The 21,334-nt window shown below is 34.3% G+C and carries 21 protein-coding genes and 1 pseudogene; 2 read left to right on the plus strand and 20 right to left on the minus strand.

Annotation, left to right across the window (positions count from 1 at the left end):
- Nucleotides 1-6 precede the first annotated feature (6 nt).
- From AZF08_RS20770 to AZF08_RS20815, 10 genes are all read right to left on the minus strand, one after another.
- Nucleotides 7-711, minus strand: a complete 705-nt coding sequence (locus tag AZF08_RS20770; RefSeq protein ID WP_033674831.1) for a branched-chain amino acid ABC transporter ATP-binding protein — start codon at nucleotides 709-711, stop codon at nucleotides 7-9.
- Entirely contained in the window at nucleotides 689-1,462 is a 774-nt protein-coding gene (locus AZF08_RS20775; protein WP_033674753.1) for an ABC transporter ATP-binding protein, read from the minus strand. Before AZF08_RS20775 ends, AZF08_RS20770 begins: the two co-directional genes overlap by 23 nt.
- A gap of 106 nt (nucleotides 1,463-1,568) precedes the next feature.
- Nucleotides 1,569-2,786: a substrate-binding domain-containing protein gene (locus AZF08_RS20780; RefSeq protein ID WP_033674752.1), complete on the minus strand. Its 1,218-nt coding sequence runs from the start codon at nucleotides 2,784-2,786 to the stop codon at nucleotides 1,569-1,571.
- A gap of 214 nt (nucleotides 2,787-3,000) precedes the next feature.
- Nucleotides 3,001-4,803, minus strand: a complete 1,803-nt coding sequence (locus AZF08_RS20785) for a 6-bladed beta-propeller (RefSeq protein ID WP_033674751.1) — start codon at nucleotides 4,801-4,803, stop codon at nucleotides 3,001-3,003.
- Nucleotides 4,804-4,856: 53 nt separating this feature from the next.
- On the minus strand, nucleotides 4,857-5,852 hold the full coding sequence (locus AZF08_RS20790) for a 3-oxoacyl-ACP synthase (protein ID WP_033674830.1): 996 nt from the start codon (nucleotides 5,850-5,852) through the stop codon (nucleotides 4,857-4,859).
- A complete protein-coding gene (locus AZF08_RS20795; RefSeq protein WP_033674750.1) occupies nucleotides 5,852-6,268 on the minus strand; it encodes a MaoC family dehydratase in 417 nt (138 codons plus the stop codon). Before AZF08_RS20795 ends, AZF08_RS20790 begins: the two co-directional genes overlap by 1 nt.
- 4 nt (nucleotides 6,269-6,272) lie before the next feature.
- Nucleotides 6,273-7,751: an o-succinylbenzoate--CoA ligase gene (locus tag AZF08_RS20800; RefSeq protein WP_033674749.1), complete on the minus strand. Its 1,479-nt coding sequence runs from the start codon at nucleotides 7,749-7,751 to the stop codon at nucleotides 6,273-6,275.
- Nucleotides 7,752-7,764: 13 nt separating this feature from the next.
- Nucleotides 7,765-8,370 carry a TetR/AcrR family transcriptional regulator gene (locus AZF08_RS20805; RefSeq protein ID WP_033674748.1) on the minus strand — a complete coding sequence of 202 codons (606 nt, stop codon included), beginning with the start codon at nucleotides 8,368-8,370 and terminating at the stop codon, nucleotides 7,765-7,767.
- A gap of 275 nt (nucleotides 8,371-8,645) precedes the next feature.
- Complete coding sequence (locus tag AZF08_RS20810; protein WP_033674829.1) at nucleotides 8,646-9,569, minus strand: CobW family GTP-binding protein; 924 nt, start codon at nucleotides 9,567-9,569, stop codon at nucleotides 8,646-8,648.
- Between the two features lie 136 nt (nucleotides 9,570-9,705).
- The gene (locus tag AZF08_RS20815) at nucleotides 9,706-11,139 is read right to left on the minus strand and encodes a flavin monoamine oxidase family protein (protein ID WP_033674747.1); all 1,434 of its coding nucleotides are present in this window, start codon (nucleotides 11,137-11,139) and stop codon (nucleotides 9,706-9,708) included.
- Between the two features lie 215 nt (nucleotides 11,140-11,354).
- On the opposite strand from AZF08_RS20815, the gene AZF08_RS20820 reads away from it, so the two are divergent.
- On the plus strand, nucleotides 11,355-12,299 hold the full coding sequence (locus tag AZF08_RS20820) for an L-lactate dehydrogenase (protein WP_033674746.1): 945 nt from the start codon (nucleotides 11,355-11,357) through the stop codon (nucleotides 12,297-12,299).
- Nucleotides 12,300-12,373: 74 nt separating this feature from the next.
- Here AZF08_RS20820 and AZF08_RS20825 read toward each other — a convergent pair whose 3' ends face one another.
- The 8 genes and pseudogenes from AZF08_RS20825 to AZF08_RS20860 form a co-directional block, all read right to left on the minus strand.
- The gene (locus AZF08_RS20825; RefSeq protein ID WP_033674745.1) at nucleotides 12,374-13,408 is read right to left on the minus strand and encodes an AI-2E family transporter; all 1,035 of its coding nucleotides are present in this window, start codon (nucleotides 13,406-13,408) and stop codon (nucleotides 12,374-12,376) included.
- A 459-nt stretch (nucleotides 13,409-13,867) separates the two neighbouring features.
- Nucleotides 13,868-14,197 (minus strand): annotated as a pseudogene (locus AZF08_RS20830) (amidase family protein); the annotation flags it as partial.
- A 275-nt stretch (nucleotides 14,198-14,472) separates the two neighbouring features.
- Nucleotides 14,473-14,607 carry a hypothetical protein gene (locus tag AZF08_RS31835; RefSeq protein WP_033674743.1) on the minus strand — a complete coding sequence of 45 codons (135 nt, stop codon included), beginning with the start codon at nucleotides 14,605-14,607 and terminating at the stop codon, nucleotides 14,473-14,475.
- A 172-nt stretch (nucleotides 14,608-14,779) separates the two neighbouring features.
- The gene (locus AZF08_RS20840; RefSeq protein WP_033674742.1) at nucleotides 14,780-15,172 is read right to left on the minus strand and encodes a nuclear transport factor 2 family protein; all 393 of its coding nucleotides are present in this window, start codon (nucleotides 15,170-15,172) and stop codon (nucleotides 14,780-14,782) included.
- Between the two features lie 29 nt (nucleotides 15,173-15,201).
- Nucleotides 15,202-15,804 (minus strand): nitroreductase family protein, encoded by a 603-nt coding sequence (locus AZF08_RS20845; protein ID WP_033674741.1) that lies wholly within the window; start codon nucleotides 15,802-15,804, stop codon nucleotides 15,202-15,204.
- A gap of 73 nt (nucleotides 15,805-15,877) precedes the next feature.
- Nucleotides 15,878-16,528 carry a DsbA family oxidoreductase gene (locus AZF08_RS20850; protein ID WP_033674740.1) on the minus strand — a complete coding sequence of 217 codons (651 nt, stop codon included), beginning with the start codon at nucleotides 16,526-16,528 and terminating at the stop codon, nucleotides 15,878-15,880.
- Between the two features lie 115 nt (nucleotides 16,529-16,643).
- Nucleotides 16,644-17,075, minus strand: coding sequence for an Rrf2 family transcriptional regulator (locus AZF08_RS20855; protein ID WP_033674739.1), 432 nt, complete (start codon nucleotides 17,073-17,075; stop codon nucleotides 16,644-16,646).
- A gap of 125 nt (nucleotides 17,076-17,200) precedes the next feature.
- Complete coding sequence (locus AZF08_RS20860) at nucleotides 17,201-18,070, minus strand: LysR family transcriptional regulator (protein WP_033674738.1); 870 nt, start codon at nucleotides 18,068-18,070, stop codon at nucleotides 17,201-17,203.
- A 97-nt stretch (nucleotides 18,071-18,167) separates the two neighbouring features.
- On the opposite strand from AZF08_RS20860, the gene AZF08_RS20865 reads away from it, so the two are divergent.
- Nucleotides 18,168-19,079 carry a DMT family transporter gene (locus AZF08_RS20865; RefSeq protein ID WP_033674737.1) on the plus strand — a complete coding sequence of 304 codons (912 nt, stop codon included), beginning with the start codon at nucleotides 18,168-18,170 and terminating at the stop codon, nucleotides 19,077-19,079.
- Between the two features lie 117 nt (nucleotides 19,080-19,196).
- Here the strand turns inward: AZF08_RS20865 and AZF08_RS20870 are convergent, their stop codons facing one another.
- Nucleotides 19,197-19,616 carry a VOC family protein gene (locus tag AZF08_RS20870; protein ID WP_033674736.1) on the minus strand — a complete coding sequence of 140 codons (420 nt, stop codon included), beginning with the start codon at nucleotides 19,614-19,616 and terminating at the stop codon, nucleotides 19,197-19,199.
- A 185-nt stretch (nucleotides 19,617-19,801) separates the two neighbouring features.
- Nucleotides 19,802-21,154, minus strand: coding sequence for a branched-chain amino acid transport system II carrier protein (brnQ, locus tag AZF08_RS20875; protein WP_033674735.1), 1,353 nt, complete (start codon nucleotides 21,152-21,154; stop codon nucleotides 19,802-19,804).
- Nucleotides 21,155-21,334: the final 180 nt, after the last annotated feature.

The following is a 21,334-nucleotide window of genomic DNA, read 5'->3' on the forward strand; positions in this document are numbered from 1 at the left end:
TCAATGTTAAGAAATCCCTAAATACTTATGACATGTTTCCTTATCTTCTTTCAGTTCATTCATTGGACCGTTATGCACAATTTTCCCATTATCCATAATATAAAAATAATCACCTATCTGGCTTGCCATCATAAAGTTTTGTTCTACAAGTAAGGCAGTTGTTTTCTCTTTCATTTTCAAAATTGCTAACATTAACTTTTCAATCATAATCGGTGACAATCCTTTACTTGGTTCATCAATAAGCAACAATCCATCACTATTAATGAATGCCCTTGAAATCGCCAACATTTGTTTTTGCCCTCCGCTCAATAGTCCACTCTTTTTATACCAGTATTCTTTTAAGTCCGGAAATAAATCCAGCATCCATTCCATCTTTTCTGTAGTCTCTGTTCCTTTTTTTGTTTGTGCGAGGGCAAACGTTTCTTCTACCGTTAAATCATGAAATATCCCTTGATTTTCTGGTACATAGCCCATTCCTTTTCGGGAAATCAGATGAGTGGATAATCCATTTACTTTCTTATCACAATAATAAATCTCTCCATTAGAAATCCGATGAAATCCCATGATAGAACGTAAAGTTGTTGTTTTTCCAGCCCCGTTTCTTCCAAACAACACTGTGATTGTCCCTTTCTCAACCCCTAAGGAAACACCTTGTAAAATATGAAACTGATCTAAATACGTTTCTATATTATCCACTTTTAATAGTGTCACCATACAAACCTCCTAAATATGCAGTTTGCACACGTTCATCCTTCATAATTTCTTCCGGTAAACCTTCAGCCAATCGCTCACCATGAAATAATACAATAAGATGATCTGACAAATCCAAAACCATATCCATTTTGTGTTCAATGAGTACAATTGTATTCTCACGATTTTTCTTTATATTCTCTATTACTTGTAGAATAGCTGGAACTTCCTCGACAGAAATACCTGCTGTTGGTTCATCTAATAGTAATACATCTGTCTTTAACGCTAACAACATAGCTAGTTCTAATTTCCGTTTTTCCCCATGCGCTAAATCTTTTGCTAGCACTTCCTCTTTTTCGTGAAGCAATACCGTCTTTAGAAGACGTCTTGCCTCTCCCATCTGTTGCTTTAATCGAGATAAATTTGGAAAAAAACTATAATAATCTTGAACAAATGACTGTACACTTAAGCGTACATTTTCAATCACTGTTAGTTCCGGAAAAATATTTGTAAGCTGAAAAGAGCGTCCCATCCCAAGGCGCGTTCGCTCTGGAATCGATAACTTTGTAATGTCTCTTCCTTTAAAATAAATCTCCCCTTTTGTGGGAAAAATCTGTCCACTTAACAAATTAAATAGCGTTGTCTTCCCTGCTCCATTTGGTCCGATAATAGAAATAAGTTTTCCTTTTTGTATCGTCAAGTTCACATTTTTAATAACATGGTGTTTTCCAAATGACACACACAGATCCCTAGTCTCTAATAAATTTTTCACATTATGCCCTCCCTATAAAAATATTATTTTTAGGGTTAAAGGAGAAACTGATGTAAAGAGAGTGATCCTTCTCTCTTTATATCAGTTAATTTTAAAAATATTCAGTTTATTTACTTTGAATTGGTGGCTCTGTTTCTTTCATCGTTAACTCTCGCTCCAAAACAGGCACTGGATATTCAACACCATCTTGTTTTTTTAACGTTATAGAATAAAGCGTTTGCAATGCTTGATGATCTTTCTCTCTAAATTTCATTTTACCTTTCGGTGTTTCAAATTCCATTCCTTCCATTTTCTTAATGAGCGTATCCACATCTATATTGCCTTTCGTTTTCTTTAGACCCTCAACGATAGAGATTGCCGCTGACATTCCTCCAGCTGTAAATAAATCCGGAACGGTTCCATTAAAACGTTTTTTATGTTCTTCTACTAACCAATCATTCACTTTATTTTTCGGCAATGTATGATAATATACTGAAAATCCTTGCATGCCTACTAATGCATCCATCGTTTTTAATGCTGGTATATCAGGCGCGCCAGTGGAAATTTTAATCCCTTGCGCTTCCACATTCATATCCTTTAATTGCTTCCATGGTGAATTCGCACCAGCCCAAACAATAAATAAATAATCTGGTTTTGAACTAATAATGTTTTGAATATTTGCGGTAAAATCAGTAGAATTTGTATCAGCATACTGTTCATTTACAATATTCGCACCCAGTTTTTTTGCTCCAGCTTTAAATGCAGCAATTCCTTCTCGACCATAAGCATTATCCTGCGCTAATGTTGCAATTTTCACATCTTTCTTAGCGATAGATGCCGCACCAGCAACTGCATCTTGAGATGAATTTCTTCCTGTTCTAAAAACATATTTATTCCAGTTCTTACCTGTAATACTATCTGCAACTGCTGGTTCAACAACCATTATTTTTTCATACTCCTCGGCTATTGGTAATACTGCTAATGTATCACTTGAACTCGAAGATCCAACGAGAAAGTCAACCTTATCTTCTTCTAATAGTTTCGTAGCTTTTTTAACTGCTACATCCGCTTTCGTTTCGGTATCTTCTACAACAAACTTAATCTTCTTTCCTTCCACTTTTCCTGTTCCACCTGTTGCATAATCGAGTCCCAGTTCAAACCCATTTACTGTTTGTTTCCCATACGATTCGAGCGGACCTGTTAACGAAGCAAGAACACCTACCTTAATCGTTTTCTCATCACCTGTACTTGCTTTCTTTCCTGAGCAACCTGCTGTTACTAACAATGAACTAAGAATACATCCCGTAAACACCATTTTTAGCCACTTAGGTTTTTTTGCTGACATTGTGATTCCTCCCGCACTTTACTTTCTGATAGAATCAAATTCGCCAAAGTAATCCATCCGCAATTATGACTTTTTGCTTTTAACAATAGAAATTTCTCGAAGTACTTCTACATTCGCCATATATTTCCAAATCCCTTCCGATAAATTTATATGAACATTATATCTTTGAATACATATACTTGAAACCTCTCTACTACTTCTTACATTCTTAACTTTAATTAGCTTTCTTAAAAAATTGAATGCGCTGAAGTAAACCGTCTGTAACCATGATATTCCCTTGATTATCAACCTCTATCCCCTGTGGTGAAAAGAAATTTCCTGACGTACCACTAAAACTTCCAAAATACTCTAAAAAATTTCCATTTTCATCATAAACATTTACACGATTATTAGAAGTGTCTGTAACATAAACATTATGATTTGCATCAATTGCAATTCCTATCGGTAAAAAGAGATCTCCTGAACCCTCTCTCCAATTTTCTAATGGATCCAAATTTCCTTCTCCGTTGTTTGTACCCCATTTAGTAAGAAAATGACCATTGTTATCAAATTTTTGAACTCTATTATTAATGCGATCAACAACATATACATTATCTTTTGAATCAATCGCTACTTGCATTGGTTGAGAAAATTCTCCTTCCCCGCTTCCTTTTCTTCCCCAGTCTTTTACGAATACAAAAAATGGATTAAATTTTTGTATTCGGTTATTTTCTGAATCAGCTATAAATATATTCCCTTTGCTATCTATTGCTATCCCAGATGGAAATTGAAAAAAACCAGCTAATGATCCAAATGAACCGTATGAAGCAAGAAATACTCCTAAATTAGTAAACTTTTGAATACGATGATTAACAGAATCAGCTACATATACATTATTATAGCGGTCAATTGCAATTTGTCTTGGAACAAAAAACTGCCCTGGAAGGCTTCCAAAGCCCAGCGGTCCACCACCGCCAAAAAAATCCCCCCATTTATTAATAATTTTTCCGGTAGTGTCATATTTTAGAATTCGATGATTGAAAGAATCCGATATGAAAATATTTCCATTAGAGTCCCTTTCAACATCATAAGGCCCTGAATATTGTGTATTACTAGATCTTTCATTACCAATAGACTTTTTCATAACAGCTGTTAGGCCTACCTCTTTGTATACAAGCAAGCGATTGTTTCCGGTATCTGTAATATATATACTACCTTGACCATCAGGTAAAATTTGATTTGGATAAACAAATTGTGGAAAAATACCTGTTGTATATAAAAATTGGTCTTTATTAGTAAACTTCATGATTCGATTGTTATAGGTATCAGCTACATATAGTGCTCCAGATACCGGATCAAAATTTATTCCCCTTGGATGATAGAATTGATACGGATCCACACCTGCATTAAGATTTCCAATTTCCCGCTTATAATTTCCACTTTGACTAAACACTTGAATGCGATTATTATACGTATCCGCAATATAAATCTCATCTTGCTTATTTATAGCAATTCCTTGCGGTAAAGCAAATTGGCCATTTCCTTTTCCATATTCCCCAATTGTTTGAAGATACTGTCCATCTGAACTGTACTTTTGAATACGATGATTATACTCATCCGTAATATAATAATCATTATTACTATCCACTGCAATTTCTCTTGGAAAACCAAATTGACCGTTTTTTTTCCCTTTTGTTCCCCAACTTTTGATGAATTGAAATTGTGCATTAAACTTTTGAATACGATAATTTGCTGTATCAGCAACCAAAATATTTCCTTCTTTATCAATTGCAATTCCAAAAGGCATATTAAACTGACCCGGACCTTCTCCAAGGTTTCCGACAGTGTTAACAATTTTCCCTTCTGCATCTATCTTCACAATCCGATGATTTCCCATGTCAACAATGTATAAGTAACCCCCTGCATCTCTTGCCATTGCAACAGGAGTTCGAAATAGATTAGAACTGTCTACCTCACTTCCCCATGACTTTTCGTATATAACAGTTGAAGCATTTGTCTTAGGTACTAACACAACCATACTCACAACACCTATTAGAAAACACCATATAATTCGCTTTAATCCCTTCATTCTTACCATCTAATCACAGTAGCTGCCCAAGTATATCCAGTACCAGCACTAACTGCCACCGCGATATCACCAGATTGTAATTTCCCTTGCTCACTCGCAAAATGAAGACCAATACAAGGATCAAGTGCTGACATATGTCCATAATGATCCAAATATACAACTTGTTCTTCTACTAAATCTAATGAATGTAATAACTCCTTTAGCATCGAACGTTTTGTATGTAGCGGTAGTAATACTTTCATATCCTTAAGAGTTAATTCACTTTTTTTCAAAGCTTGCCGAATAACACTTTCAAAATTCGGAATTGAAACAGGATCAAGACGCTCCTTCATACTAGTCGGGTCTATAACATCAATATAATGTTGCCTTTTTTCAACAGTCTCATAACTAGCAACGTACTTTGATCCACCGGCTGGAATGCGAACATCCTCATGAAAAGAGCCATCTGTTATTATTTTACTTTCTAAAATCCTACCTTTTCTGGCTCCTCGCTTTACTAATGCGGCACTACCACCATCAGCGAAATTAAACATAAAACGAGAACGCGGATTATCGTAATCTATAATTTGCGACTCTTTACATCCACCTACGAGAAGAATATTTTCAATTGACTCGTCAGATTTCAGCATATCTTTTGCGACTTTTAAGGCAATAGGAAAACAAGAACTAACATTCATTATTTCAAAAGCATAAGCTTTTTTCGTTCCAAGTTCGTATTGAATTTTTGAAGCGCTTGACCATACGTGGTAATCTTTATGCGGGCTACCAAAATAGATGACAACATCAATGGATAAGGGGTCAACTTTCGCTAAAATTGTTTTTGCTGCGGCAATAGCTAAATCTGAGGCGTGCATCGTGTCATCAGCTACATGTTTTTCATATAAACCAAACTTTTCTATAATAACATTTTCGGGAATCCCTGTTTTTACTGCTAAATCAGCCGCTGTTTCAATTGATTTTGGGAAGAAAACACCTGTGGATTCAATCCCAATATTCATCATATTACTCCTCCTTCTTTTGGAACCATTAAGGTAGCCAAGCCTGTTAATACTAAATCTCCTTTTTGATTATGGCATTCTGTTACTAATTTTAAAATTCTCTTTTCTATTAAAAACTCTTGGACAGTAGCTGTCGCTGTAATGGTATCCCCTATAAAAACAGGAGCTGTAAAGCGAATTGTTTGTTCCATATAAACAGAGCCTCTTCCTGGTAAATGCATACCTAACAGCTGTGATAATAAACTTGAAGTTAATAATCCATGTGCAATTCGCTCATTAAACCTCGTTTCCTTCGCATACTCACGATCGATATGAATTGGATTAAAATCACCACTTAAACCAGCGAAAAGCACAAAATCCGTTTCCGTTATCGTTTTACTACATGATGCTTTTTGTCCAATTGAATACATTGTCATCTCTTCACCTACTTTTCAATTTATTTACTAGCTTCATTTTTTGAATTTTACCTGTCGCATTTTTCGGTAATTCTTTTAGAAATACAATTTCTTTTGGAATTTTATATTTTGCTAGAAATAAATAACAATGAGTTACTATTTCTTTTTCTGTTAATTCACTTCCACACTTTTTTACTACAAAAGCAATTGGCACTTCCCCCCACTTGCTATCGGGTACTCCAATAACTGCCACTTCATTCACTTCCGAAAGTTTACCAATGATCTGTTCTACTTCAAGGGGATAAATATTTTCCCCACCTGAAATCATCATCTCTTTTTTTCTCCCTACAATGTATAGAAACCCTTCCTCATCCTCTCTTGCTAAATCACCTGTATACAACCAGCCATCTTGAATTGTTTCTACAGTCGCTTCTGGCCTATTCCAGTATTCTTTCATTATATTTGGTCCTTTTATAATTAATTCCCCAACTTTCCCTGCTCCTACTTCATTTCTATTTTCATCAACAAGCATATAATCGCAATACAGCACAGGTTTTCCAATTGAACCTATCTTACGTTTTGCATCTTCTTCAGAAAGCATGAATACAGTAGGTGATGTTTCCGTCATACCAAACCCTTGCCCAAATAAAAATCCTTTATCCATAAATCTTTTAATCAATTCTTCTGGACACGGGGCTCCACCGTTATAAAACCAGCGAACGGATTGTAAATTTGTTGTTTCAAACGCTGAACAATGGAGCAATGCTTGATGAATGGTAGGTACTCCCATCACAACAGTTACTTTATGTTCTTCTATCATAGAAAGAACTTTAGCTGGCTCAAATTTTCTTGAAATAATAATTGTCCCACCTACAAATAAAGTCGGAAAAGCAAATAAGCCAATTCCTCCAATATGAAATAGAGGAAGTAGGACAATGGAACGATCCTTAGAAGTTAAATCAATCGCTAACATATTATGAAGTGCATTCCAAAACATATTTTTTTGTGTTAGTACTGCTCCCTTCGGCTCTCCTGTTGTTCCAGATGTATAACATATAATAAAGGAAGCGCTTTCATTTACTTCATCAAAAAAGTACGTTATGTTCTCTTCTAATCCTTTTAAGCATGCAATAGGAATAACCCTCTCTATACTAAATTCCTTCGCAATATCTTGAAATGTTTCTTCCACAAATAAAACAGTAGTTCCACTATCTTGTAATTGAAAAATGAGTTCATTTTTCGTTAGTCGTATATTAAGAGGCACAGCAATGCATTCTATTTTCGCTATCGCAAATAAAAGAACAATATACTCAAATCTATTTTGTGACAAAATAGCAATTCGGTCTCCTGTTTTCATACCTAGATCATGCTTCAAATATGAAGATACTACCCTCACATATTGATTTAACCCTTTATAGGTTATTTTTTCATCTTCTGTAATAATGGCAATGTGCTCTGGATGTAAGTTCGCTCTTTTTTCGATCCAATAAGCAATGCCTTGCATATATTCCGCCTCCCTATCTTTTTCTCAACCCTTCAAATATTAATGACATTGCTGCTTCAAAAACCTCTTTAGGAACATCTTGTTCCTCCCAATATCCCCAGCGCATGCCAAGGAATTGACCAATGGACATGAAGCAGTATGCAATCGTTTCTTGATCAAGCTCTTTAAATTCTCCTGTTTTCATACCAGCTGACAAGCTTTTTAAAAATCCAGTTGCAAGTTTAGCATAATACCACCTGTATATCTCTTCATCAACAACAACCGCCTGTTGCACAATACTATATAAATTCCGGCGTTTTTTCACCCAATGAAAAAACGCTTGAAATCCTCTTCGCTGCGCTTCTTCATGACTGTTTACTCCCCTCATTTCTTCTTTAATCGTCAAGCGTAATTCACGGTTGAATCTACGAATTAGTTCATCAAATATATCTTTTTTAGCTAGAAAGTAATTATAAAATGTACCATGCGCTACCTTTGCTTCCTGTGTAATATTCACAATGGAAGCCTCATAATATCCTTTGCTACCAAATACTTCTTCCGCAGCACATAATAGTTTTTCCCTTGTTTCCAATCCTTTTGATGTTAAATTTTTTACATCCACTATTATTTTTTCTGACACCCGAATCACCTCTTAGGTTTCATTATAAATATTTTACTGAATTTTACAATAATTTTAATTAGGCAAAATCCGACAAACTTCTGATGTTGATTATGCCCTAAAAAGACTATTCCAAAAAAACGAGTTAGTCTTTTCAACCAAGTGAACCTTTAAAATTCAATGTATTTTAAATAAAGTGACAACATGTTAACTGGCCAATCACTATCGTTTTAACACATGTCAAACAGCGTAGAATCTGTCATTCTACGCTGTTTATTGTATATCCATACAAATCATTAAATTGAATTATTCTCTACGCGCTCTAATCCTTCTGTTAATTGTTTCTTATCTAAATCCTCACCAATAATCACGAGGTTTGTAGGGAATCCAAAATCCTGTTCCATTAAAATTGGAACACCAAATGAATATTGTAATAAGTGCGGGTATTTATCTCCATGAAATTTCACAAATCCTTTTACACGATAAATCTTCTGCGGTAAATTTGAAAGCCATTCGTATAATTGATCTTGGTCAATTGATTTTGTAAATTGATATGTCATCGTTTGTATATGTAAATGCTGCTTCACATGTAATGTTTCATGTTCTTCATTACCTTCTAATTTCACGCCTTCTATATCTGCTAAAGATATATTGCAATATTTTGTTTCATACAATTTCGCATATTTATTTATCAATGCTACTTCTTCTAAAACCTGTTTCTTCTCTTCCTCTTTTAATAAGTCTGATTTATTAATGAGAATATGACTTCCGTATTTGATTTGCTCATTTAAAAGTTGTTGAATATTTTTACTTAATGTATCTCGATTTAACCATCTCATTGCATCTAACACAACAACAATGGACTTCACTTCAATATATGGGGCTAAAATAGGTGATAAACAAGCATCTAATACTTCAATCGGATGAGCAACTCCAGTTGTTTCTATATAAATTACATCTGGTTTTTCTTGTTGATATAAAGAATGCAACTGAATCTCAAGCTCCTCTTTTAGCGTACAACAAATACAGCCCTTTAGAAGTTCTCTTAAAATATTCTCTCTACCTATAATATCTGTATCTACTGAGTATTCGCCTATTTCATTCATCAAAACAGCAACTTTTCGATTTTTCTTCTTTTCCGTTAATAATAAATTTTGCAGCAATGTTGATTTACCGCTACCTAAAAAACCACCTAATATATGAATTTCTACTTTACTCATATGACCGACCATCCATTTCTATGCTTCTTATATAAATTAAAGCGTAATTATTACGATTTATATTTATTATTTTATTAAAATCACTGCTATTTGTAAACAAATCACTCCGACTGTGTTGTAATCATTCCTAATATGTTTACTGATTCACTTCATAAGCAACCCTTATTCCAGATTCAATTGCTCCTTGCATCCATCCATGTGTTAGCGTCGTATGTTCCCCTGCAAAATGTATTCTCCCAGCTGGCGGTGTGATATAAGGGAATAACTCAAGTTCTTGCCCTGGCTCAAAAGCTGTAAATCCCCCGCAAGAATATGGATTTTGACTCCAGCTAAAAGATGCTCCTGATACAAACTCTTTATAGACTTGATTGCCATATATTTGCGCTAAACTTTTTAATGCATATCGAATACGATCTCTATTGGACAAGCTATCCCATATCAATGCTTCATCCGCCCATGTATAACTTGCTAAAACGACAGCCGGTCCTGATGTATGAATACCATAACTCGGATAATACGTAAAACGAATCGGTAAATCAGTGATTGATTTACCACCGTATTGCCCCTCTCTTTCCCAAAATCTACTTTTAAATTCAATCGCAATTTTTGTTGCGGCAATATAATTCAGTTCACGAATAGCACGCCTTTTATAATAAGAGAATAGATGATATGGTTCCACCTCCACAAAACGAAATGCTGGAAAAGGGATTGTTACAATCGCTAATTCACCTGTTATCATAAACTGTTCCAATGTTTGTTCATGATTCACTTGAATCATAACAGAGTTATCTTGTTGCACTATTTTAGTCATTTTATAATGAAAGAATATGTCTTCCTTAAGCTGTGGTAAAAATGAACTTGGTAATGCGTCCATGCCACCAGTTATCTCATAATATTTCGTTGTTGAGGTAAAAAATATCATTTCACGCAACACTTCGATTAGTGACATCCCCATATAGGCTTCCATATCAAGAAGTACCCCAATCATATCAATAGCTCCGTCTGAATAATAATAGCTTAAAAAAGAACCTAACGAATATGCTTTATACTGATTTTCTATAATAGTCCAGTTTCTAACAGGGTCTTTCTTAATAAAATGAAGAATAGGTTCTAGTACGAAAAGCATTAAATCTTCTGCCGTTTTCCCTCTTTCATTTACTCTAATTGGATAATTTAATACACTTGGATCACGTTCAAATATACTTAGTCTTGTTCGAATATGATTTGTGTAAATGATATCTGACGGAGTCCTATTTATAAAAAGATTTAGCGCTAGCTTAAATTTCCGAATATAAGCTAACGTTAAGGAATGTGTATCCGGAATACGCATAGGACCTGCATTAAAGTATAATCCAGGGCTAAACGGCTCACGTATCGTGTACACTCTTCCACCTATTCTCTTATTGGCTTCCAAAATAGTTACTTTATGTCCAGCTTCTTTTAATAACGAACCTCCAACTAATCCTGCTAGCCCTGCACCGACAATAATAATACGCTTAGGATTCTCTGTTTTCACAAGTCCTGCATTAATAATATGAAGCATTTGTTCTATTGTTAATGGATTAGGCATCCTAATTTGCTCCTCTTCATAAGGATTTCATTGCATTATATTCAATGAAAAAGATACCTATGTTTCATTCGTTATGATTACCCCTAACATTAGGGGATGCATTTTGAAGACTTGAATATCTTTTATAAAATGTAATAAACTAGGATTAGAGTTATAGAAGTAAGACCTATTTATTCGTACATATAAAAACTAATGAAATAGCGAGGAACTGTCATATGAAAAAGGGTATTAACCGTGTCGTATTAGTAGGAACTGGAGCTGTAGGGTGTAGCTATGCTTACTGTATGATTAACCAAGGTGTTGCAGAAGAGTTTGTACTAGTTGATGTAAACGAAGCAAAAGCAGAAGGAGAAGCAATGGACTTAAGTCATGCTGTTCCCTTTGCACCAGCTCCAACACGAGTTTGGAAAGGTAGTTATGAAGATTGTAAAGAGGCAGACCTTGTTGTAATCACTGCGGGGTTACCACAAAAACCAGGTGAAACACGTTTAGACTTAGTTGAGAAAAACGCTAAAATCTTTAAACAAATTGTTCGCAATATTATGGATAGCGGATTTGATGGCATCTTCTTAATTGCTACAAATCCTGTCGATATTTTAACTTATGTGACTTGGAAAGAATCTGGATTACCAAAAGAACGTGTAATTGGTTCTGGTACGACTCTTGACTCTGCACGATTCCGATATATGCTAGGAGAATATTTCAATATCGGTCCTCATAATATTCATGCTTACATTATCGGCGAGCATGGTGATACCGAGCTTCCAGTCTGGAGTCATGTCTCAATTGGTATTCAAAAGTTGCAAACGATTCTTGAAAAAGATAATGAGCATAACCAAAAAGACCTAGATGAAATCTTTGTTAATGTACGTGATGCTGCTTATCACATTATTGAACGAAAAGGTGCAACATACTACGGCATCGGCATGTCACTTTTACGTGTAACAAAAGCAATTTTAAACAATGAAAACAGCGTATTAACGGTATCAGCATATCTTGATGGTCAATATGGACAAAAAGATGTTTATATCGGAGTCCCTGCAGTCCTTAATCGTCAAGGTGTTCGTGAAATTTTAGAAGTTGAATTAAGTGAAGAAGAAGAATTAAAATTCGATCACTCTGTTCAAGTTCTGAAAGAAACAATGGCTCCTGTACTATAAGGTACAGGCTTATTGTCGACCTACAAAAAAGCAATCCAATAATATTGGATTGCTTTTTACATAACTTCGAAAACTCATTCAATATTTGTATGGGTTTTCTCTCCTTCGTGTACCTCAAGCACATCAAGTAAGAAAATAAAAATTGGAATCCCAATAATAAGCCCCCATATTCCTAAGAAGTGCTCTGAAAATATAAGAACCATAAATGTATAAAAGATTGGTAAATTCGTTTTAGCAGACATAAATTTTGGATTTAAAAAGTAGCTTTCAATTGCATGAATGACTGTAATGAAAATTAATATATATACGACATACACAATCCCACCAATATTATACGCGATGATACAAAGTGGAAATAGCGAAATAATAACACCTGCAACAGGAATAAGACCAAGCAAGAATATCATTACTGCTAATACAAGTAACTGTGGGAACCCTAGAAACACAAGGGCAATGACAGAAAGAATACAATTTACCACAGCAATTAAAAACTGCGCTTCAATAACTTTTCCAAATGATCGAGCAAATCTTTGGCCAAAATATGAGATTTCCTCATAAAAGATGCTTAATTTACTCTCCTTAAATTTAGAGGTAAACCTAATGATACGCTCTTTTTCTAATAAGAAGAACAAACTTAAAATAAGAGAAAGTAAAATTTGCAAACTCACTTTTCCAATATTAGCTAACGATTGGTAGATTACATCTACACCTTGTTCAATATATTTTGATACTTCCATCTGATTAATTGCCGAAAGCACATACCTTATCATTTCATTATCAGGTGGGTTCTTGAAAAATAATTTAAACTGATAAATTAATTGCGAGATTTGCACCGTAAGTACAGGTAAATACTTATATAACGTAGTAACAATAAATGTCACCAATACAATATACAAAAAAGCAATAATCATTTTCCTATTTATTGGTACAAAGCGATTCAGCTTTTCAGAAATAAATCTTTGAAAACGATCCATTAAAAAAGTAAGAATAAAAGTAATTAATATTAAATTAATCATACTTTTTAGCCCATACAATATAAGGGCTAAAACCACTAATACAAGTAGCCTCTGGAACCCTCTACTTTGAAAGAAACTTTTCATTTGAATCATTAATTTCAAACCTCCTCCTTCCAGTTTCTCTATCTTATTAATCATAAATAGTTCTACCGTTCCCTATACACTATAAATAAAACTCTCTTTACAATATCTTATGAATCATTTTCATCAATCTTTCTTTTAACTTTCAAAAGTCTCGTTTTTCCATCTGTATTGTAAAATTTCCAAACAGCTTCAGCTTCGAATATACTTACAATTTTCTAAAACTCTTACTTCACACTCTTATCAGTTCTATTAAACACTCTCCCGCTTCATATGATCTATAGCGGTAGAGTACAATTTACCTTTCAATTCATGATTCCCTTATGTACATTGTCTTCTTGCTAAATCGTATAATCCCTCTTTACATTTGTACAAAGGAACATAAAGTGAAACTTTAATCAGTGGGGTTTTCTTCACCCCCCACTGATTATTAGCTTTCACCAATCGAGCTTTTACTCGTTCTCTAGATTTTCGGCGATTTTCATCTTTTTTATTAAATTCAATTATTTCTTTTAACGATTTTACTGGCACATTTTTTTGGTTGGCAAGAAAAGAATTCAGATTATGTTTAAAGTCATATTCTAAGATTGACAAATTATCTACACCATCGTGATTCAGCTTTATTCCCTCAGTCAATGTAGCACCTGCATTTTGAAGATCTTGTTTTATCTTTTCAGCTACAGCTTTTCTAGCTTTATCTTGTTGATCCATCGAGAAAAGAATTCCTATCTTCTTTCCTTTTAATCCTTCTACCGGTAAATCTTTTACATAATCAATTTTTTCTTTATCCTTCACTTTTTCATGCTGTTTCCTCCTACACTAAAAGTTAAATGGTATGTACTTGTCTTTATTTTACCATAGCAAAAATATTTCTATTTTATACTGCATTGGCATATAATATTAGCTTTATATGAACTATACATAAACTATAAGTTTGCAGCCGAAATCAAGGATGTATTCTCCTATTTCCCCCTTACTATTCAACTTCATTTTCTTCATCAAATAAAATAAGAGAGTTACAATTCTTTGCAACTCTCTTTAGACACAAATTCAAATTATAACCTATATTTTAAATTTTAACGCTTCCCCTTGTCAATTTGCTTCGCTAACAATTCCTTTACTTGATTATACGTTAACCCTGAATTTTTATTTAAACGCTTCACTTCATTAATATCAGTACCCACTACTGTATATTTCTTCTCATTATTCATTACAACACATCCTTTGATAACTGTTCATTGAATCGACCCAATATATTATTTTGTTATATTACTTCCCTAAACGAAGCCGTCATACTCCTACCATAACAAACCTTTGTTTAAAAGCACGCAAAAAAGAGAAGCTATTTCTTAAACAGCTTCTCTTTTCACTCTCTATTTACTATTAAGAAGGTAGTAGCGCTTGTTGAACAGTATAGCTATCAACATATTGTTTGAACCTTACAATTTTTTTATTACGCAATTCCCAAACATGTACAAAATCAGCTTGAAATGCTTTACCTGTTTTTTTATATATTCCAGAGTATATCCCTTCAGCAATAACGACTTCTTTTTCATTCAACTCATGATACGTATGCACGCTCGCTCTAAAATCATCCCATTCTGATGCTAGACGGCTAAAAACATTTTCTATTACAGCTTCTACACCAATATAAGTGCCCCCATATGGAAAACCTACCGCTTCTGTCCATTCCACCTGTTGTGAAAGTGCTTCTACTAAACGGCCTGGACTTTCATACGTGCTACGAATAATTTGTAAATTTGTACTTTCTTTCATACACTAATCCCTACACTTCCAAGTATATTTTAGTAAAACTTTACTACACCTTCAGTAGGTAGGAACGTTCTTTCACCTGGTTGTTCATTTGGCTCACCAAATGGCATTTGTCCTACTAAGCTCCACTCTGCTGGAATATTCCAAGTTTCTTTCACTTCAGCATCTACAATTGGGTTGTAGTGTTGTAATGATGCTCCGATTCCTTCTGCAGATAATAGCATCCATACAGTATGTTGTAGCATTGCATTTCCTTGATGAGACCAGAATGGGAACTGTTCTTTATATAATGGTGCATTTTCTTGCATTTGTTTTACTGTGGCTTGATTTTCAAAGAATAGTACTGTTCCTACTCCTTCGCGGAAACCTTTAAGTCTTTCTACTGTTGCTTCAAAGTTTTCTGCTGGCACTCGAGCTCTAAGCGTTTCTTTTACGATATCCCAAAACTTTTCATGCTCTGCATCCATTAATACGACCATACGACCACTTTGCATATTGAAAGATGTTGGTGCATGTAAAGCTGTTTTTAAAACTTCATTGATTCTTTCTTTTGTGATTGTAGCATTTTTTGTTACTTTACGAATTGAACGACGGTTCACGATTGCTTCTTTTAAGTTTGTTGTAGTTACTGACATGTTAATTCCTCCGAATGTATAAGTTTTATAATTTATTTAAACAAATCAAGTTGATTCTTCAATGAAAGATGGATTAGCAATATCCATCCGTATTACATTGCATACCTTCAAATGAATTTGTTTTATCCTTTTCGATTTCTTTATCAATTACTCTTTCTAACGTTTCTTTACTAGCAAGCCCTTGAATGACTTCATCTCCAATCATGACAGTTGGAACAGCCATAATATTAGCTTCATCATATGCATGTTGAATCGCTTGCTGATGTTTTTCTTTATACTTACGAGTTACTAAAGCATCTTTAAATTCAACTTCAGGAAGTCCTACTTCAACCGCTAACTTCGTTAATACATCTATCTCTTCAATGTTTTGTTCTTCTTGGAAAAACGCTGTAAACACTCGATGATGAAAAGCATTTCCCAATCCATATTCCTTCGCGAATTGGCATCCTTCAAAAGCTAAATGCGTATATGGGTGAGGCGAAACACGTGGCAAGCACATTTCAACTCCTAATTTCTTTGCAGTAGGAAGAATAAAGGAATCCCATGATCCTAATTTATCTGGCTCTTGCCATGGATCAATTTTTGCATATGGACTTGGACGTAATTCAAATGGCATCCATTCAATTTCTACATTTTTCTCCTTAGCTACCTCATCTAGCGGACCTTTTGCTAAAAAACAAAACGGACAGATAAAATCAGAATACACTTTCATTTTTACAGTCATAGTATTACACCTTACCTTCTTTTATCGTTATTCGTTGTAACGCATTAAGTTACAACACTAAGAAAAAAATATGCATTCTCTTTTTTATAGAGACTTGCATTCCTCAATCCTTATTTCAACCCTTCATTTTATGTTGTAAAGATTCAAATAACTGTGCCATATTTATACTTCTCAAAACTTCTTCCATTGCAGATTGTGCTTGAACCAAAATCACTTCTAATACAGCTTGAATATTCGCTCCAATTGGACAATCTGGATTCGGTTGTTCGTGAATGTGAAACAACTTATCTTCCTCAACTACATTCACTGCATGATACACATCTAATAACGTGATTTCATTTAAATCCTTTAATAATCCTGCTCCACCTGGGCCTCGATTCACATAAACAAACTTAGCCTGTTTTAAGCAAGACATTATTTTCCGAATTACAACCGGATTTGTATTTACACTTTCAGCCATAAATTCTGAAGTACAAATAGATGATGGATTATTTTTCAAAATAGATAAAATATGAACAGCTATAGAAAAGCGGCTACTAATTTTCATCATGATCACCACCTCGATGTAATCATTATAGTTACAACGAGAATAGAAGTCAACCCTTTCTATAAAACTTTTTGACATTTGATAACGATACATAAAAAGACACCTCACAAGCGAGATGCCTTTTACTACTCTGCAAACAATCCTTGAAATTCTTCAATAAAGAGTTGCACAGCTAGTGAAGATTCTTTTAATGAAGGCACAGCTAATGCAATTTCTCTCCACACTTGTGGTTCCAACTCTCTTGTCTGAACATTCGGTGGTAAATTTGATAGGGATAATTCAGCTAATATAGCTAAACCCAATCCCTCTTGTATCATATTTAATGATGTCGTCACAGTAGAAACAACATATTCAATACAAAGTGGTACAAAAGCTTGCTTAAACATCTCTATAATTGGCGGTTCATACCCACCTTTACAAATAATAATTGGCTCATCTTCTAAGTCTTTTATTGTAATCGTTTCTTTCTTACACAAAGGATGATCATCCCTTAAAACAACAACCATCTTCCCCTTAGTTAAAGGTACAATCTCCATTTCTTTATTTGGCAAAATAACAATTCCTACATCAATTACACGTGATAATAACCATTCTTCTACTTCTTTAAGTGTTCCCTCATGGAGAACCAGCTCTAAATTCGGATATTTTTCACGAAATATATTAATCATTTTAGGCAAAAAATATGCCGATGCACTTGGAAAACTTCCGATACGAATCGTTCCAACTTCATGCCCTTTCTCCATTGCAACCTCTTGTTCTACCTTCTCAACACCATTTAAAATTTCCCGAAAATGAACAAGAAGACGAGTTCCTACATCAGTAAGAATTAGCCCTTTTCGTTTATCGCGTATGATAAGTGTCACGCCTAATTCTGATTCCACACTAAAAATCGCATGACTCACAGCAGGCTGTGTCATATTCAAAATTCGAGCTGCCTTCGTAAAGCTCCCCAGTTCAACTACTTTTATAAAAACTTGAAGTTGCGTAATGGTCATAACGAATTACTTATACTCCTTATAAAAAAGATTCATTTTATTTATCATGTTCAATATCATATCATAGTGAAATGAAATACAACAAGGAGGTCTTATTTTGACACAGCTTTCTCGAACAAAAGCAGCCATGATTCTTTCATTTCTCGTTCTTATGTGGGGGATTAATTGGCCTTTATCTAAATTTGCTCTGCATTATACACCACCCGTATTATTTGCAGGAATCAGAACGGTAATAGGAGGATTTATTCTACTTATTTTCGCATTACCGAAATACAAGCAATTACATTTAAAAGAAACGTGGCATTTATACTTTATTTCTGCTTTACTCAACATCATTTTATTTTATGGACTACAAACTGTAGGTCTTCAGTATATGCCCGCTGGACTTTTTTCAGCTATCGTATTTCTCCAACCTGTCTTACTCGGCATTTTCTCTTGGATCTGGCTTGAAGAATCAATGTATGGTTTAAAAATCTTCGGTCTTATTCTTGGATTTATGGGCGTAGCAGTTATTAGCTCTAGTAGCTTAACCGGACATATTTCTATCATCGGTATCTTTCTTGCTTTAGGATGTGCAGTTGGATGGGCGCTTGGTACAGTATTCATCAAAAAGACTGGAAACCGTGTAAATGCAATTTGGATGGTTACACTTCAACTTATTATCGGAGGATTTTGCTTAATTGGATTTGGTTCAGAATTTGAAAGCTGGTCTAGCATCGCTTGGAGCATACCATTTGTAATCGTTCTATTATTCATTTCAATCTTTGTTATTGCAATGGGCTGGCTCGCCTACTTTACACTTGTCGGAGCTGGAGAGGCAAGTAAAGTTGGAGCCTATACATTTCTCATTCCTCTTATTGCTATTATTGTAAGTTCAATCTTTCTACATGAGGCTATTACAATTAGCTTATTCATCGGACTTTTATTTATTGTCGTAAGCATTTGCTTTGTAAATATAAAACCGAAATCGCTCATGATAAAACAATCTGTTGAACCTAAAAAATGTTGATACGCTTCCGAAGAACGGAGCCTATCATTTCACCTGCTCCTTCCTGATATTTCTCTATGTCACTTCACTATTTCTAATGAAAAAAGTGTTACGCCTTTTGCGTAACACTTTTTTAGATTACAGCCCTTCAGGATAATCACAATATTCAATAATTGTCCCCTCTGTATCGGCTGGATTAAGATAAATTAACCTTCTACCATGCTTGTTTGTACGAAGTGTGTGCTCTAATGTTCGAATCCCTTGTTGTTTTAATTCTTCTAAAGCTTGATCCAAATCATCTACACAATAAGCTATGTGGTGTACACCTTTCCCTTTTTGCTTTATAAACCGTGCAATTGGAGAAGTTGTATTATTAGTCGGTGCAAGTAACTCAATTCTATCTCCATGTACTTCAAGAATGGCCACTTCACTCTCAACACCTGTTGCTTCACTTATATAACGATCTATTAGTGTTCCTGATAAGACTTTTTCATAAAAACGTATACTACTATCTATATCACGAACAGCAATACCGATATGATCAATTTTTTTATTCATTTCATTTCTCCTAGTTTCATTTTTACTTCTCTTCTAAAAGATATCTAACCGAATAGCTATCTATAAATGATTCCGATAGCTACATCTATTATACAGTTAACCATCATGAAAACTCCCGCTATTTATTTCCTATAGTCACAAAAAAGTTATAGAAATAAATTCTATAACTTTTTTGTTACATATAACTACTTATTTACTCTTGCTGCGCTAGAATGAATTTCATTTTTCATTCGTAAATAACTAATACCATATCCAATCAATCCACCAATAATAGCTGGGAAAATCCAGCCTAGTCCTACTTCATGCATGGGAAGAATTCGAGTGAATAGCTGATTCACTACTTGAATATTTACTCCAGCTGCACTAAGTCCATCAAATAAACTTATAATAAATGTTATCAGTAAGCTTGCTTGATAAACTTCGGATCTGCCTTTAAATAACGGATGGAAAAATGTTAAAAAGATTAATACAATCGCTAATGGATATATAGCTGTTAATACAGGAACAGAGATAGAAATTAATTGTGTTAATCCTACATTCGCAACAATTGCACTAAAAACAGATAACATAATAGCGATCTTTTTATAAGATACCTTTGGAAATAGTTTATGGAAAAATGAAGAACATGCTGAGACAAGTCCGACACTAGTCGTTAAACAAGCTACTGTAATCATTAATCCTAATAGTACCCCACCATATGAACCAAAGTAGTAATTTGAAACTTTTGCTAATACTTCTCCACCATTCTCTAGGTGTCCAAGTTTCGCTACACTTGAAGCTCCCATATAAGAAAGCGCTGTATAAATAATCGCTAATACTGTCGCTGCAATAATCGTTGCTTTTGCACAAACAATCATAATCTGTTTTTTCGTTTTCGCACCCTTCTCTTTAATTGCATTAATGATTATAATGCCAAATACGAAAGATGCAAGCGTATCCATCGTTAAGTATCCTTCTTGAAAACCTTTAAAGAATGCGTTAGACGTATACGTTTCAACAGGTGCTTGCATATCCCCTATTGGATGAATGAAAGCAACGATTACTAGAATTCCAATGAATGTTAATTTAATTGGCGTCAAGATTTTTCCAACAATATCGACAATTTTCGCGGGATTGAGCGAAAAAAAACACGTAATACTAAAGAATATAATTGTAAAAATGATTAAAGGCATAGAACCGAAATTTTCTGACAAGAAAGGTTTAACCCCAATCTCAAAAGAAACATTACCTGTTCTCGGTATAGCAAATAAAGGACCAATCGCTAAGTATAAAGTCGTCGTAAACACAACTCCAAAAACAGGATGAACACGGCTTGCCAGTGATTGTAAATCCTCTTTACCTGAAATTCCAAATGCTAATACGCCAAGTAATGGTAGACCAACCCCTGTTACTAAAAATCCTGCATTTGCTGACCAAATATTTGTTCCAGCCGATTGACCAAGCATCGCGGGGAAAATTAAATTTCCTGCCCCAAAAAAGAGAGCAAATAACATTAATCCAATAACTACTATGAACGAAAATGGTACTTTGTTCGCCATAATAAAACCTCCATTCAAAAATAACTTATCTTATTTCCATTTTTAACTAATTGAAGATTCTGAATATTTAACTTAAGAACCAACTATTCTTTTACTTATTATAGTTCGAAAGATAATATAGTGCAATATTATTTTCAAACTTTTCTTTTATTTTTTTAACATACAAATATTCCCAATAAC

This window comes from Bacillus gaemokensis, from assembly GCF_001590835.1.
Lineage (GTDB): Bacteria > Bacillota > Bacilli > Bacillales > Bacillaceae_G > Bacillus_A > Bacillus_A gaemokensis.

What these genes read in the sequence shown, in the direction of transcription:
- AZF08_RS20790 (WP_033674830.1), bottom strand. Translation starts at nt 5,852, where the DNA reads ATGAATATTGGGATTGAATCCACAGGTGTTTTCTTCCCAAAATCAATT.
- AZF08_RS20845 (WP_033674741.1), bottom strand. Translation starts at nt 15,804, where the DNA reads ATGTCAGTAACTACAACAAACTTAAAAGAAGCAATCGTGAACCGTCGT.
- AZF08_RS20800 (WP_033674749.1), bottom strand. Translation starts at nt 7,751, where the DNA reads ATGCAAGGCATTGCTTATTGGATCGAAAAAAGAGCGAACTTACATCCA.
- AZF08_RS20820 (WP_033674746.1), top strand. Translation starts at nt 11,355, where the DNA reads ATGAAAAAGGGTATTAACCGTGTCGTATTAGTAGGAACTGGAGCTGTA.
- brnQ (WP_033674735.1), bottom strand. Translation starts at nt 21,154, where the DNA reads ATGGCGAACAAAGTACCATTTTCGTTCATAGTAGTTATTGGATTAATG.
- AZF08_RS20780 (WP_033674752.1), bottom strand. Translation starts at nt 2,786, where the DNA reads ATGTCAGCAAAAAAACCTAAGTGGCTAAAAATGGTGTTTACGGGATGT.
- AZF08_RS20825 (WP_033674745.1), bottom strand. Translation starts at nt 13,408, where the DNA reads ATGATTCAAATGAAAAGTTTCTTTCAAAGTAGAGGGTTCCAGAGGCTA.
- AZF08_RS31835 (WP_033674743.1), bottom strand. Translation starts at nt 14,607, where the DNA reads ATGAATAATGAGAAGAAATATACAGTAGTGGGTACTGATATTAATGAA.
- AZF08_RS20840 (WP_033674742.1), bottom strand. Translation starts at nt 15,172, where the DNA reads ATGAAAGAAAGTACAAATTTACAAATTATTCGTAGCACGTATGAAAGT.
- AZF08_RS20860 (WP_033674738.1), bottom strand. Translation starts at nt 18,070, where the DNA reads ATGACCATTACGCAACTTCAAGTTTTTATAAAAGTAGTTGAACTGGGG.
- AZF08_RS20785 (WP_033674751.1), bottom strand. Translation starts at nt 4,803, where the DNA reads ATGGTTGTGTTAGTACCTAAGACAAATGCTTCAACTGTTATATACGAA.
- AZF08_RS20815 (WP_033674747.1), bottom strand. Translation starts at nt 11,139, where the DNA reads ATGCCTAATCCATTAACAATAGAACAAATGCTTCATATTATTAATGCA.
- AZF08_RS20855 (WP_033674739.1), bottom strand. Translation starts at nt 17,075, where the DNA reads ATGAAAATTAGTAGCCGCTTTTCTATAGCTGTTCATATTTTATCTATT.
- AZF08_RS20795 (WP_033674750.1), bottom strand. Translation starts at nt 6,268, where the DNA reads ATGACAATGTATTCAATTGGACAAAAAGCATCATGTAGTAAAACGATA.
- AZF08_RS20850 (WP_033674740.1), bottom strand. Translation starts at nt 16,528, where the DNA reads ATGACTGTAAAAATGAAAGTGTATTCTGATTTTATCTGTCCGTTTTGT.
- AZF08_RS20810 (WP_033674829.1), bottom strand. Translation starts at nt 9,569, where the DNA reads ATGAGTAAAGTAGAAATTCATATATTAGGTGGTTTTTTAGGTAGCGGT.
- AZF08_RS20870 (WP_033674736.1), bottom strand. Translation starts at nt 19,616, where the DNA reads ATGAATAAAAAAATTGATCATATCGGTATTGCTGTTCGTGATATAGAT.